Source organism: Achromobacter sp. NCFB-sbj8-Ac1-l (genome assembly GCF_052695805.1).
Genome location: NZ_CP199812.1, coordinates 5,738,711 through 5,751,387 on the forward strand (window position 1 = coordinate 5,738,711; position 12,677 = coordinate 5,751,387).

Genomic DNA, 12,677 nt, shown 5'->3' on the forward strand with positions numbered 1-12,677 from the left:
CGCTTATTCCACCCAGGGCGTCTTGGCCCAGATGGCCCGCAGGCGGGTGTCGTCGCCTTTCAGGCGCTCTTGCCATTGCGGGCCGTCCAGGTAGTCCATCTCGGTGAACTGCTGCTTCATCTGGGCCTGGAATTCCGGGTTGGCAGCAACGTTGCCCAAGGCCTTGCGCAGCTTGTCGGCCACGTCCACCGGCAGGCCCTTGGGCGCCACGATGCCGCGTTCGGACGCAAACACCAGGTTCACCCCCAATTCCTTGAAGGTCGGCACGTCCGGCCCCAACGGCGATCGTTCGGCGCTGGCCTGCGCCAGCACGCGCATGTTCTTGCCGTGATACGGCATGACTTCGCCCAGGTTCAACCCGCCGATCACCGTATGCCCGCCCAGCACCGAGCTGCGCAGCGGCCCCGCGCCGTTGTAGGGCACGTGGTTCAGCTGGGTACCCGTGAGGTTCTGGAACAGCACCAGGGCCAGGTGATCGTCGGTGCCCACACCGGTAGAGCCGTAGCTGATGGCGCCGGGCTTGGCTTTTGCCGCGGCGATGAGCGCGTCCAGCGTCTGGTAGGGGCTGTCGGCCGCCACGCTGAAGGCGCTGGGGTCGCGCACCAGGTTCGCCAGGTAGGTGAAATCGCCCGTGGCAAAGCCCGCCTTGCGCTCGATGGGCAGGGACACCAGCCCGGGCATGTTGGTCATCGCCAGCGTATAGCCGTCGGGCTTGGCGCGGGCCACGTACGACAGCGCGATGGCGCTGGAGGCGCCCGGCTTGTTCTGCACCACCACCGTGGCGCCCAGCTCCTTTTCCAGGAACACCGCCAGCGAGCGGGCGGTGAGGTCGGTGCCGCCACCGGGCGCAAAGCCTACGATCAGTTCGATCGGATGATCCGGCCAGGCCCACGCGGGCAACGCGGCGCACAGCCCCGCGACGGCAAGCGCGGCGCGCGCAACGGTCTTGTTCGAAAAAAACATGCTTGTCTCCTGTGGGTTTTTTTGCTTGTGTCTATTTCGTGGGGGGATCGGCCGCCAGGACCTTGCCCGGATTCATCAGGCCCTGCGGATCCAGCGCCTGCTTGATGCGTTGCATCAGCGCCAGTTCCACTGCACCCTTGTAGCGTTGCAGGTCGTCCACGCGGCGCTGGCCGATGCCCTGTTCGGCGCTGATCGAGCCGCCCGCCTGGTGCACGCGGTCGTGCACCAGGCGCTGGATGTCCGCTTCCCGCGCGCCTGGCGGGGGCAACAGGTTGTAGTGCAGGTTGCCGTCGCCCAGATGGCCGAACACGCGCATCGCAACGCCGGGAAACGCTTCGGCCAATGCCTGGTCGGTGGCCCGCACGAAATCCGGAATGCGCGAGACGGGCAGCGAGATATCGTGTTTGACGCATGCGTCGGCCTGCGCCAACGCCAGCGTGATGCTTTCGCGCAGATGCCAGAAGGCGTCGCTCTGCGCCTGGGATACCGCCACGGCGGCATCGAGCGCCTCACCCGCATCCCACGCTGCTGTCAGCACCGATTCCAGCTGCGCTTGCGCATGCTGTTCGTCTTGGCTGTCGGAGATTTCCAGCAGCGCGCACCAGGCCGTATCTGGCAGCGCCGGAAAAGGCAGGCGCTGCGAGGGAAACGCCCGCACCACATCGTGCAGGCAGGATGCCGCCATGACTTCGAACGCGGTCAGCGCGGCGCCAAAGCCCGCGCGGGCACGTTGCAGCAGGCGCAGCGCCGCGTGCAGGTCCGGCACGACCATCAAGGCGGTGCGCTGTGCCCGCGGCAACGGAAACAGCTTGAGCACCGCGGCGGTGATGATGCCCAGCGTGCCCTCGCTGCCGATGTACAGGTCGCGCAGGTCGTAGCCAGTGTTGTCCTTGCGCAGGCCGCGCAGCCCGTGCCAGATCTCGCCTTGCGGCGTGACGACTTCCAGGCCCAGCGCCAGGTCGCGCGCATTGCCGTAGCGCAGCACCTGCGTGCCGCCGGCGTTGGTGGCCAGGTTGCCGCCGATGGTGCAGCTGCCTTCCGCCCCCAGCGACAGCGGGAACAGGCGGCCCGCCTGCCGGGCGGCGTCCTGCACCGCCTGCAAGACGCAGCCGGCTTCGACCGTGAGGGTGTCGCCATCCACGTCCACCGCGCGGATGCGATTCATGCGCACGAGCGACAGCACCACGGCGGTGCCGTCCGCGCTCGGCGTGGCGGCGGCCACCTGGCCGGTATTGCCGCCCTGCGGCACCACGGGCACGCCCGCGGCGGCGCACAGGCGCATCACTTGCGCCACCTCGTCGCACGAGCCTGGCCGCAGCACGGCCAGGGCGCGGCCGGTGACGGCCCGGCGCCAGTCGGTCAGGTGGGGCTCGGCATCCGCGCCGGTCAATACCTGGGCCGCGCCCAGGCAGGCGACCAGATCGGCCAGCAGCGTCGCACGCGCCTGCACGCCGGGCGCGGTCATGACTGCCCGTCCCGCGCGGCCACCGGCGTCAGCAGCTTGCCGCTTTCCATGAAGGCCGCCACGTTATCCAGCACCAGTTGCGCCATGGCGGCGCGTGTTTCGTGCGTGGCACTGCCCACGTGGGGCATCAGGGAGACCTGATCCAGATCGGCGAATTCCGTGGCGGGCGTGGGTTCGCGTTCCAGCACGTCCAGGCCGGCGCCGCCCAGTTCGCCCGCGCGCAATGCCGCCAGCGCGGCGGCCTGGTCCACCACGCTGCCGCGCGCGATGTTGACCAGGATGCCCTGCGGGCCGAGCGCGCGGATGACGGCGGCGTCGACCAGATGGCGCGTGGCGGGGCCGCCCACGCAGGCCACCACCAGGAAATCCGCCCACGCGGCCAGGTCCACCAGACGGGCCTCGTAGCGGTAGGGCGCCTGGGGCCGCGGCGTGCGGTTGTGATAGCGCACGTCCATGTCGAACCCCGCCCCCCGCCGCGCGATGGCGTCGCCGATGCGGCCCAGCCCCAGAATGCCAAGCCGCTTGCCGGATACCCGCGTGGTCACCGGAAACTGCCCCAGGGCGCGCCAGTGCCCCCCCTTCACGTAGCGGTCGCCCACCGCCGTGCGGCGCGCGGCGGACAAGAGCAGCGCCCAGGCCAGGTCTGCCACGCAGTCGTCCAAGACATCAGGGGTGACGCTGACGCCGATGCCGCGCCGCGCGGCTGCCTGCAAATCCAGCGTGTCGTGGCCGACGCCCCAGCTGCACACGGCCTGCAAGGCCGGCAGCGCGTCGAACATGGCCTGCGTGAAGCCATGGCGCACCGAGGTGACGGCCAGGCGCAAGCCGCGCAGTTCGTCGCCGAAGGCGGCCAGCCCCTGGGGTTCGCGCCAGGCGGGCAGGACCCGGTAGCGCGACGCCAGTTGCTGGTCGAATGCCGGGCCCAGCGATGCCACCTGGACGATGTCGTATGCAGCAGTCACGCAGGCGCTCCGGCACGGGCGGGGATGTAGTTCGCGGCGGCGGCGGCCTCGGCGAACGACAGGCCGTCGCGAATGCCTTGTTCCACCCGCGCGTCGGTGTCCTGCGCCTGTTGCGCCGCGGCCAGCACGGCTTCCAGCTGCGCCCGCGGCACCACCACCAGGCCGGTGTCGTCGCCCACCACCAGGTCGCCCTCGGCCACCGTCACCCCGCCGATGATGACGGGCTGGCCCATGGCTTGCAGGCGCAGGCGCGTCTTGCCCGTCAAGGGCGTGACATGGCGGGCCGCCAGCCACAAGCCGGTGGCTTCGATCTCGTCGACATCGCGGCAGGCGCCGTCTATCACCACGCCGGTGGCCTCGCGCATGGATGCGGCCAGCGAGGCAATGCCGCCAAAGGTGGATATGCAGGCGCCGCCCGCGTCCACCATCAGCACGCGGCCGGGGCCGGTGGCGGCCACCAGGCGTCCCACCGCGAAATCGGCGCGATCGAAGTCGCCCAGTGCGCCGCTGACGTGGCGGGCCGTGACGGCGAAGCCGGCGATGCGGCCTTGCCCGCCGCGTCGCGGGATGCCCTGCACCACCCCGGCGATGCCCAGGGTATCCAGGGCGTCGGCCCAGGTGCTGGTGCCATAGGCGGCGCATCGCGCCAGCAAAGCGTGTTCGGTATTGCTCATCTTGCGGGGTCTCCTGTCGGGACGGCGCGGCGGCCATCTCGGGGGTACGGACTCAATCGATCTGCGCGCCGGAGAGCTTGACGCCCTCGGCCCAGCGCTGCGCTTCGGCATTGATGAATGACTGGAACTGCTGCGGCGAGCTGTTGTTCACCTCGCCACCCATGTCCTGCAGTTTCTTGGTCATCTCGGGCGTGGCGACGATCTTGGCGACATCGCGATAGATCTTCTCGCGCAGGTCCGCCGGCATGCTGGCGGGCGCGAACAGCCCGAACCAGGTCGCCGCCTCGAAGCCTTTCATGCCGGCTTCGTCCAGCGTGGGCACCTGGCCGACGGCCTCGACCCGCCGGGGATGCGCCAGCGCAATCGCGCGCAACTTGCCCGACTGGATGTACGGCAGCGCGGCCGACAGGGTCACGAACGCCATCTGCACCTGGCCGCCGATCAGGTCGGTCAGCATCGGCGCGTCGCCGCGGTACGGCACGTGCACCAGCTTCATGCCCGTCTTGGCCTTGAAGAGTTCGCCCGTCAGGTGCTGGGGCGTACCGTTGCCGGTGGAGGCCATGCTCAGGCCCTGCGGCGCGGCCTTGCCGTAGGCGATGAGTTCGGCCAGGTTCTTCACCGGCAGCGACGGCGCGGTCACCAGCACCAGCGGAATCGTCGAGGTCAGCGTCAGCGGCGCGAAGTCCTTGAGCGGGTCGTAGTTCAGCTTCTTGTACAGGCTGGCGCTGATGGTGTGCGCCGCCGTCGTCATGAACAGGGTGTAGCCATCGCCCGGTGCGCGCGCCACGGCTTCGGCCGCCACGGTGGTGCCTGCGCCGGGACGGTTGTTGACGATGACCTGCTGCCCCCAGACGGCAGGCAGTTTCTCGGCGATCAGCCGCGCGATCACATCGGTGGCGCCACCCGGCGGGTACGGCACCACCAGCGTCACCGGCTTGTCGGGAAAAGCCGCGGCCGATGCCACGGCGCTGCCCAACGCGAATCCCAGGGCCAGCAGCGCCCTGCCCATGCTTTTCAGCTTCCTCATTGCCTTGTCTCCTCGTGGTGTGCCGGATCGGCACTTTTGCAGGTGCCCGCGCTCTATGGCGCGGTGCACGGAACTTCACGGGTGCTGCGTGGGCGACACGTCAGCCATCGCCTTGTTGCTCGCGCCAGGCCAGAAGGCGCGCCACGCCCTCGGCCATGCCGACCTTGGGCTGCCAGCCGATGAGCTGGCCCGCCAGGTCGTGCGGAATATGGAACGCGCCCCCCGAGGTCAGGCGCACGGTACCCGGCGGGTCGGGCTTGATCTCGGGCTGCAGGTCGCTCTTGCAGTAGTCCAGCACCAGCCGCACCAGTTCACCCGTGGTGATGGGCGCGGGGCCGGACACGTTCACGGCCACGTCGGTGGCCGCGCTCTGGAAGGCCGCGACGTTGGCGCGCGCCACGTCCGAGACGTGCACGAAGTGCTTGGTGTCGGTGCCATCGCCCGGCAGCACGGGACGTTCGCCCTTGCGCACGCGGTCGTAGGTTTCCATGATGTACAGCGAATTGGCGGCGCGGTAGTGCTGCCGTTCGCCGTACACGGTGGAATAGCGCAGCACCACGTAGTCCAGTCCCGCTTTCTGGTAGTACTGGCGGCACAGCTGTTCGCCCATGATCTTGGACGCGCCGTACAGGATGGCGGCGGGTGGCGCGCCCACGGAATGGAAGGGGCCGTTTTCCACCAGCGCGCCCGCGATGCCCGTGCCATAGCCGTACACCGCGTTGGACGAGGCGAAGACGATCTTCCTGACCTTGTTGACGCGGCAGGCTTCCAGCATGTTCTGCGCGCCGCGCACGTTCACGTCGACCGCCTGCCACGGCGTTTGCGCAAAGCCCAGCGTCATGTAGGCGGCCAGGTGCAGCACGCCGTCCACGCCTTCGGTGGCGGCCAGCAGGTCGGGCAGGCGCATCAGGTCGCCGCGCACCACTTTCACGCGCGGGTTGTCCTGCAGGTGGGCGATGGCTTCGGGCGTGCCGAAGGCGAAGTTGTCCAGCAGGATCACCTCGCGCACGCCGGCGGCCAGCAGCGCGTCGGCGGTGTGCGAGCCCACCAGGCTGGCGGCGCCGGCGATCAGGATGCGGGAGTCGGCCAGCGTGAGGGCCGCGCTTTTCTTGTCAGTCGTCATGGTGTTCAGAGTCCCATCGGTTTGTCGTGCATGCCCCAGTACAGGCTCTTGACCTGGCTGTACAGGCGCAGGCCATGCAGGCCTTTCTCGCGGCCGATGCCGCTGGCCTTGAAGCCGCCGAACGGCGTGGCAATGTGCGATTGCTTGTAGGTATTGATCCAGACCGAGCCCGCTTCGATGTCGCGGGCCACGCGCCAGGCGCGGGCGTAGTCGCCCGTCCACATGCCGGCGCCCAGGCCGAAGGGGGTGTCGTTGGCCTGGCGGATCACGTCGTCTTCGTCGTCGAACGGCAGGGCGACCAGCACCGGGCCGAAGATCTCTTCCTGGCACACGCGCGCCTGGTTGCCCAGGCCGTCGATGATCGTGGGCAGGTAGAACCAGCCGTTGGCCAGCGCGGCCTGCGACGGCGCGGCGCCGCCCACCAGCACGCGGCCGCCTTCCCCGCGACCGATGTCCACGTAGCCCGCGACCTTGTCGCGATGGGCGCGCGACACCAGCGGGCCCATCTGCGTGGCCGGGTCGTCCGGCAACCCGACGCGCACCTGCTGCGTGCGGGTCACGAGTTCGTCCATGAAGCGCTTGTAGATGGACTTCTGCACGAACAGGCGCGAGCCGGCCACGCAGCTCTGGCCGGCCGAGCCGAAGATGCCCGAGATCACGCCCGCCACGGCGCGGTCCAGGTCGGCGTCGTCGAACACGATGTGCGGCGACTTGCCGCCCAGTTCCAACCCCACCGGAATCAGGCGCTGGCCCGCGATGCCGCCGATGATGCGGCCGGTCTCGGTGCCGCCGGTGAACGACACCATGCGCACGCCCGGATGCTTCACCAGCGCCGCGCCCACGTCTTCGCCGTGGCCCGGCAGCACCGTCAGCAGGCCTTCGGGCAAGCCGGCTTCACTGCACAGCCGCGCCAGTTCCAGCGCCAGCTGCGGGGTTTCTTCGGACGGCTTGAGCAGCACGGCGTTGCCGGCGGCCAGCGCCGGGGCGGCCTTCTGGGCCTCGTTCATGATGGGCGAGTTCCACGGCGTGATCGCCGCGATGACGCCGAACGGTTCGGCCAGGGCCATCGAGAAATACTCGCCGCGCGGCGAGGTCATCTCGTTCTGCCAGGTCTCGCACACCGCGGCGTAATAGCGGAAATGTCCGGCCGCGCTGTCGACCATGTGCAGGCATTCCTTCCAGGGCTTGCCGCTGTCCTGCATCTGCAGGCGCGCCAGCGGCTCGCGCTCGGCCGACAGGCGCCGTCCGATCTCGTACAGGGTGGCGGCGCGCTGGTCGGGGCGCAGCTTGCGCCAGGGCTTGTTCTGGAACGCGTCCCAGGCAATGGCGACGGCCGTGTCCACGTCCTGCGCCGTGGCACGCGTGACGATGCCGGCAATGCTGCCGTCAGCCGGATTGATGGAGGTGATGACGGCGTCGCCGTCTTGGCTGTGGCGCCAGTTGGCGCCCAGGCGGAAGGGCTTGTGGCTCGATGCGTCCATAACGTCTTGGGTCCGGGAGTTCTTCGGTAGGCGTCATCATCGGCCGGTCGATTATTAGACACAAATAGATATTTTTCTACTATTCTTAGCCCATGGCTATGAATATCAAATACCGGCCGCTCAAGGCCTTTCTGCTGGCGGTGGACACCGGGTCGTTCACCCACGCGGCCAATCAGCTGGGCGTCACGCAGCCGTCATTCACCGCCCTGATCCAGGACCTGGAAGAAGTGCTGGGCCTGCGCCTGTTCGAGCGCACCACGCGCAGCATCAGCCTGACCTCGGCGGGCCAGGACTTCTATGCGCGGGTGCAACGGCCCATCGCCGACCTGGAAGAGGCCTACCGCAGCCTGGCGGACCTGGCGGCCGTACGGCGCGGCAGCGTCGCGCTGGGCGCCCTGCCGTCAACGGCCCTGGCCTTGCTGCCTGCGGCCGTGGGCATGCTGAGCCGGGCGCATCCGGCCTTGAAAGTGCGGGTCGTGGAAGCGCACAACGATGAGTTGATGGCCATGCTGCGCACCAACCAGATCGAGTTCGCGGTGGGCGCCTTGCCCGAGCCGGTGTCCGACCTGTCTTTCACGCCAATGGCCGAAGACTGCTTCTGCGCCATCTTTCCCGCCGGCCATCCGCTGGGCGACGCGCCGGGGCGGCTGCATTGGCGCGACGTGCTGCGCTACGACCTGGTGCTGCTGTCGCAGGGCTCGAATGCGCGGCAGCAATTCGACCGCGCGGTGCGCGACGAAGTCGGCGCGCCGGTCACTGCGTTGCGTTACGACGTGACCAACATGGGCACCGCGGCCAGCATGGTGCGCCAGGGCCTGGGCGTCAGCGTGCTGCCGCGCCTGGCCCTGCCGGAACTGAATCTGGCGGGGCTGCGCGCCGCCCCGCTCTGCGATGCGTCGGCGCGCCGCTATATCGGGCTGCTGCACCGGCGCGATCGATCGCTGTCGCCCGCGGCGCAGGCGCTGGTCGCGGAACTGGAAATCGCCATGGAGAACATTGCGCGGCAGCTATTGCCGTTGCCGCCGGTGGCTGCCTGATCGCGTCGCGGCGATCAGCCGCGCGCCACCTTCCAGCCCAGTTCCGCCGAGATATCCGCCGCCGCGCCCTGCACGACGGCGACCATTTCCTGCATGCGTTCCAGCGACATGTACGGCACCGTGCTGGACACGCTGATCGCGGCGACGATGCCGCTGGAGGCATCGCGCACGGGCGCGGCCACGCAGCGGATCGACGGCTCGTTGTCTTCCAGGTCAAACGCGTAGCCCTTGGCAGCGTAATCGCGCATGCGGTCGCGAAACGCTTCCCACGTCTGGCGGCCGCCGGGCGCGCGCGACGACACCGGCGCGCCCACGCGGTGCAGCGCCTTCCATTGCGGTTCGTCGGCGTCCAGCAGCAGCGCCTTGCCCACGCCGGTGGCGGCCAGCGGCATGCGATGCCCCACGCGCGAACGCATCTCCAGCCCTTTCTTGCCGGGAATCTTTTCCAGGTACAGCACTTCGTCGTTGTCGCGCACCGCCAGGTGGATGGTGTCGCCCGTCTGCTCGGCCAGGCTGTCCAGGTACGGGCGCGCCAGCGTCGCCATGGGAAAGGCTTCACGCGCCTGGAAGCCCAATTCGATCAGCTTGGGGCCCAGCACGTAGCCCACGCCCGCCAACGACCGCAGATAGCGTTCCTGCACCAGGCAACTGGCCAGCCGGTGCGTGGTGCTGCGCGCCACGCCGATGCGGGCGCAGATTTCCTTCAGGTCGCGCGCGCCGCCCGCCACGGCCTGGATCACGGCCAGGCCGCGCATGAGCGTCTGCGTGCCGGCGGGGGCCGCGGCATCGGGATCGATGGGGGAAGACGAGGCAGGGGACGGCGTGGCGTTCATGGAGACGGCAGATTCGCAGGGCGGGCGGGCGGGCGGGAGGGAGGGCTGCCTGGTATCTTGTCACAGCCAGTTTCCCTATATGTGGGATTAGATTCTATATTTTGAGATTTTTCAAGCGCTGATCTAGAATTTTTCGCAATGCCCGCGCGGGGCCTCTCCGGCTTCGCGACGCGCTTGACGACAAACAAGGTCGGCGATCCCCTGCCTCATCACGCCCGCTCGCGGCGCCCGGCAGGCGGGCCGGCGGCCCGAGACGAGACAGACTCTGATGACAACCGGATTGCCTGCCCGCGCGGCTCTCATAGCGCTGGACTGGGGCACCTCTTCGCTGCGCGCCTATCGCCTGGACGGCGCCGGCCGCACGCTGGATACCCGCCACCTGCCCTGGGGCATCATGCGGCTGCCCCAGCCGCTGCAGGACGGCGCCGCCACCGCCAGCACCCAATCGGGATTCGAACTGGCATTCGAGCAGGCCTGCGGCGACTGGCTGCGCGCCGAGCCGACGCTGCCCGTCATTGCCTGCGGCATGGTCGGCAGCGCGCAAGGCTGGCAGGAAGCCGCCTACCTGGACGTACCGGTCGACCTGCCGCGCATCGGCACCTTGCTGACCCGCATCGACCGCGCGGGCGCGACGCCGGTGCATATCGTGCCGGGCCTGATCCAGCGCCACGGGCTGCCCAATGTGATGCGCGGCGAAGAGACCCAGGTGTTCGGCGTGCTGTTCGACCAGGCCGGCGGCGGCGCGGACGACGTGCTGATCGGCCTGCCCGGCACGCACTCGAAATGGGTCAACGCGCGCCGCGGCCGCGTCACCCACTTCGATACCTTCATGACCGGCGAGGTCTACGCCGCGCTGCGCGGCCACACCATCCTGGGCCGCACGATGACCGAGGCGCCCGCGCCCGACATGGCCGCGTTCGAGCGCGGCGTGAAAGTGGCCGGCGCCCCTGCCGGCCGCGCCGGCGTGCTGTCGACGATTTTCAGCACGCGTGCGCTGGGGCTGACCGGCGAACTGGCCGGCGCCTCGCAGGCCGACTACCTGTCGGGCCTGTTGATCGGCCACGAGGTCGCGGCCCTGGCCGACATGCTGCGCCAGCAGGGCGAACTGCCGCGCATCGTGCTGTGCGGCGACGACGCGCTGTGCCAACGCTACCTGCTGGCGCTGCATCACTACGGCCTGGGCACGCCCGAACAGGCCCGCAACGCCACCGAGCGCGGCCTGTGGCACCTGGCGGTGTGCGCCGGGCTGGTGCCTGCGCCGACCGCCCAGGCAGCCCATTCGACATCGCCCGCATCGACCAAGGAAACCCCATGACCCATCCCGGACTGCAAACCGCCATGGCCCACTGCGGCCTGATCGCCATCCTGCGCGGCATCACGCCGGCCGAGGCGAAGCCCGTCGCCCGCGAACTCTATGCCGCGGGCTTTCGCCTGATCGAAGTGCCGCTGAATTCGCCTGAGCCGCTGGCCAGCATCCGCGCCATGCGCGACGCGCTGCCGGCCGATTGCCTGGTCGGCGCCGGTACCGTGCTGAACCCCGACGACGTCGCCCGCATCAAGGATGCCGGCGGCGAGATCATCGTGATGCCGCACAGCGACCCGGCCGTGATCCGCGCGGCCAAGGCCGCTGGCCTCGCGTCCTGCCCCGGCGTGGCCACGCCCACCGAAGCCTTTGCCGCGCTGGCCGCCGGCGCCGACGTGTTGAAGATGTTCCCCGCCGAACAGCTCGGACCCGTCGTGCTCAAGGCCTGGCGCGCCGTGATGCGCCCGCCGATCGCGCTGGTGCCGGTCGGCGGCATCACCCCCGACAACCTTTCCACTTACGCCCAGGCGGGCGCCAGCGGCTTCGGCCTGGGCTCCGCCTTGTACAAACCCGGCCTGTCGGCCACCGAAGTCGGCCAGAACGCGCGCGCATTCATCGCGGCCTGGCAACGCGCCTATCCCGCCCAGGAGACCCAAGCATGAAGATCACCAAGCTCACCACCTACATCGTGCCGCCGCGGTGGTGCTTCCTGAAGATTGAAACGGACGCCGGCATCGTCGGCTGGGGAGAACCCGTCGTCGAAGGCCGCGCGCATTCCGTGGCCGCCGCCGTCGAAGAACTATCCGACTACCTGATCGGCAAGGACCCGCGCAACATCGAAGACCACTGGACGGTGCTGTACCGCGGCGGCTTCTACCGCGGCGGCGCCATCCACATGAGCGCGCTGGCCGGCATCGACCAGGCGCTGTGGGACATCAAGGGCAAGCACCTGGGCGTGCCGGTGTCGCAACTGTTGGGCGGCAACGTGCGCGACCGCATCCGCGTGTATTCGTGGATCGGCGGCGACCGGCCGGCCGATACCGCCGCGGCCGCCAAGAGCGCCGTCGAACGCGGCTTCACCGCCGTGAAGATGAACGGCACCGAAGAGCTGCAGTACATCGATTCGTTCGACAAGGTCGAGAAGTGCCTGGAAAACGTGGCCGCGGTGCGCGACGCGGTAGGCCCCAACGTGGGCATCGGCGTGGACTTCCACGGCCGCGTGCACAAGCCCATGGCCAAGGTGCTGATGAAAGAGCTGGACCCGTTCAAGCTGATGTTCATCGAAGAGCCGGTGCTGAGCGAGCACTACGAAGCCCTGAAGGAACTGGCGCCACTGACGTCCACCCCCATTGCGCTGGGCGAACGGCTGTTCTCGCGCTGGGACTTCAAGCGCGTGCTGTCCGAAGGCTACGTCGACATCATCCAGCCCGATCCGTCGCATGCCGGTGGCATCACCGAAACCCGCAAGATCGCGGCGATGGCCGAGGCCTATGACGTGGCGCTGGCGCTGCACTGCCCGCTGGGTCCGATCGCGCTGGCCACCTGCCTGCAGATCGACGCCGGCTGCTACAACGCGTTCATCCAGGAGCAAAGCCTGGGCATTCACTACAACGCCGCCAACGACCTGCTGGACTACGTCAGCAACCGCGAAGTCTTCGCCTATGAAGACGGCATGGTCGCGATTCCGCAAGGCCCGGGCCTGGGCATCGAGGTCAACGAGGAATACGTCAAGGAACGCGCCGCCGTCGGCCACCGCTGGCGCAACCCCGTCTGGCGCCATGCCGACGGCAGCTTCGCCGAATGGTAAGG

Annotated in this window: 12 protein-coding genes; 4 read left to right on the forward strand and 8 right to left on the reverse strand. The window is 69.1% G+C overall.

From position 1 onward, the window contains the following. Positions 1-3: 3 nt before the first annotated feature. From ACUDP5_RS26340 to ACUDP5_RS26370, 7 genes are all read right to left on the reverse strand, one after another. On the reverse strand, positions 4-963 hold the full coding sequence (locus ACUDP5_RS26340; protein ID WP_445657616.1) for a tripartite tricarboxylate transporter substrate binding protein: 960 nt from the start codon (positions 961-963) through the stop codon (positions 4-6). 31 nt (positions 964-994) lie between these two features. After that, entirely contained in the window at positions 995-2,428 is a 1,434-nt protein-coding gene (locus ACUDP5_RS26345; RefSeq protein ID WP_445657617.1) for an FAD-binding oxidoreductase, read from the reverse strand. Next, positions 2,425-3,390, reverse strand: coding sequence for a 2-hydroxyacid dehydrogenase (locus ACUDP5_RS26350; RefSeq protein ID WP_445657618.1), 966 nt, complete (start codon positions 3,388-3,390; stop codon positions 2,425-2,427). Before ACUDP5_RS26350 ends, ACUDP5_RS26345 begins: the two co-directional genes overlap by 4 nt. After that, a complete protein-coding gene (locus tag ACUDP5_RS26355; RefSeq protein WP_445657619.1) occupies positions 3,387-4,064 on the reverse strand; it encodes an RraA family protein in 678 nt (225 codons plus the stop codon). Before ACUDP5_RS26355 ends, ACUDP5_RS26350 begins: the two co-directional genes overlap by 4 nt. Positions 4,065-4,116: 52 nt before the next feature. After that, the gene (locus ACUDP5_RS26360) at positions 4,117-5,091 is read right to left on the reverse strand and encodes a Bug family tripartite tricarboxylate transporter substrate binding protein (protein WP_263909331.1); all 975 of its coding nucleotides are present in this window, start codon (positions 5,089-5,091) and stop codon (positions 4,117-4,119) included. Positions 5,092-5,191: 100 nt separating this feature from the next. Next, positions 5,192-6,214 (reverse strand): NAD-dependent epimerase/dehydratase family protein, encoded by a 1,023-nt coding sequence (locus ACUDP5_RS26365; protein ID WP_445657620.1) that lies wholly within the window; start codon positions 6,212-6,214, stop codon positions 5,192-5,194. 5 nt (positions 6,215-6,219) lie between these two features. Further along, entirely contained in the window at positions 6,220-7,695 is a 1,476-nt protein-coding gene (locus ACUDP5_RS26370; protein WP_445657621.1) for an aldehyde dehydrogenase, read from the reverse strand. 98 nt (positions 7,696-7,793) lie between these two features. On the opposite strand from ACUDP5_RS26370, the gene ACUDP5_RS26375 reads away from it, so the two are divergent. Next, the gene (locus ACUDP5_RS26375; protein WP_263909326.1) at positions 7,794-8,732 is read left to right on the forward strand and encodes a LysR family transcriptional regulator; all 939 of its coding nucleotides are present in this window, start codon (positions 7,794-7,796) and stop codon (positions 8,730-8,732) included. 14 nt (positions 8,733-8,746) lie between these two features. Here ACUDP5_RS26375 and ACUDP5_RS26380 read toward each other — a convergent pair whose 3' ends face one another. After that, positions 8,747-9,565, reverse strand: coding sequence for an IclR family transcriptional regulator (locus tag ACUDP5_RS26380; RefSeq protein ID WP_263909324.1), 819 nt, complete (start codon positions 9,563-9,565; stop codon positions 8,747-8,749). 268 nt (positions 9,566-9,833) lie between these two features. On the opposite strand from ACUDP5_RS26380, the gene ACUDP5_RS26385 reads away from it, so the two are divergent. The 3 genes from ACUDP5_RS26385 to dgoD are packed head-to-tail and all read left to right on the forward strand — an operon-like array spanning position 9,834 to position 12,675. Beyond that, on the forward strand, positions 9,834-10,880 hold the full coding sequence (locus ACUDP5_RS26385) for a 2-dehydro-3-deoxygalactonokinase (RefSeq protein ID WP_445657622.1): 1,047 nt from the start codon (positions 9,834-9,836) through the stop codon (positions 10,878-10,880). Further along, positions 10,877-11,530, forward strand: a complete 654-nt coding sequence (locus ACUDP5_RS26390; RefSeq protein ID WP_445657623.1) for a 2-dehydro-3-deoxy-6-phosphogalactonate aldolase — start codon at positions 10,877-10,879, stop codon at positions 11,528-11,530. The genes ACUDP5_RS26385 and ACUDP5_RS26390 overlap by 4 nt, the downstream gene beginning before the upstream one ends. After that, positions 11,527-12,675 (forward strand): galactonate dehydratase, encoded by a 1,149-nt coding sequence (gene dgoD, locus ACUDP5_RS26395; protein ID WP_175191762.1) that lies wholly within the window; start codon positions 11,527-11,529, stop codon positions 12,673-12,675. Before ACUDP5_RS26390 ends, dgoD begins: the two co-directional genes overlap by 4 nt. Positions 12,676-12,677: the final 2 nt, after the last annotated feature.

Excerpts from the sequence above, each read along its gene's own strand:
- ACUDP5_RS26340 (WP_445657616.1), bottom strand. The coding sequence starts at position 963 with ATGTTTTTTTCGAACAAGACCGTTGCGCGCGCCGCGCTTGCCGTCGCG.
- ACUDP5_RS26345 (WP_445657617.1), bottom strand. The coding sequence starts at position 2,428 with ATGACCGCGCCCGGCGTGCAGGCGCGTGCGACGCTGCTGGCCGATCTG.
- ACUDP5_RS26355 (WP_445657619.1), bottom strand. The coding sequence starts at position 4,064 with ATGAGCAATACCGAACACGCTTTGCTGGCGCGATGCGCCGCCTATGGC.
- ACUDP5_RS26360 (WP_263909331.1), bottom strand. The coding sequence starts at position 5,091 with ATGAGGAAGCTGAAAAGCATGGGCAGGGCGCTGCTGGCCCTGGGATTC.
- ACUDP5_RS26365 (WP_445657620.1), bottom strand. The coding sequence starts at position 6,214 with ATGACGACTGACAAGAAAAGCGCGGCCCTCACGCTGGCCGACTCCCGC.
- ACUDP5_RS26370 (WP_445657621.1), bottom strand. The coding sequence starts at position 7,695 with ATGGACGCATCGAGCCACAAGCCCTTCCGCCTGGGCGCCAACTGGCGC.
- ACUDP5_RS26375 (WP_263909326.1), top strand. The coding sequence starts at position 7,794 with ATGAATATCAAATACCGGCCGCTCAAGGCCTTTCTGCTGGCGGTGGAC.
- ACUDP5_RS26380 (WP_263909324.1), bottom strand. The coding sequence starts at position 9,565 with ATGAACGCCACGCCGTCCCCTGCCTCGTCTTCCCCCATCGATCCCGAT.
- ACUDP5_RS26385 (WP_445657622.1), top strand. The coding sequence starts at position 9,834 with ATGACAACCGGATTGCCTGCCCGCGCGGCTCTCATAGCGCTGGACTGG.
- ACUDP5_RS26390 (WP_445657623.1), top strand. The coding sequence starts at position 10,877 with ATGACCCATCCCGGACTGCAAACCGCCATGGCCCACTGCGGCCTGATC.
- dgoD (WP_175191762.1), top strand. The coding sequence starts at position 11,527 with ATGAAGATCACCAAGCTCACCACCTACATCGTGCCGCCGCGGTGGTGC.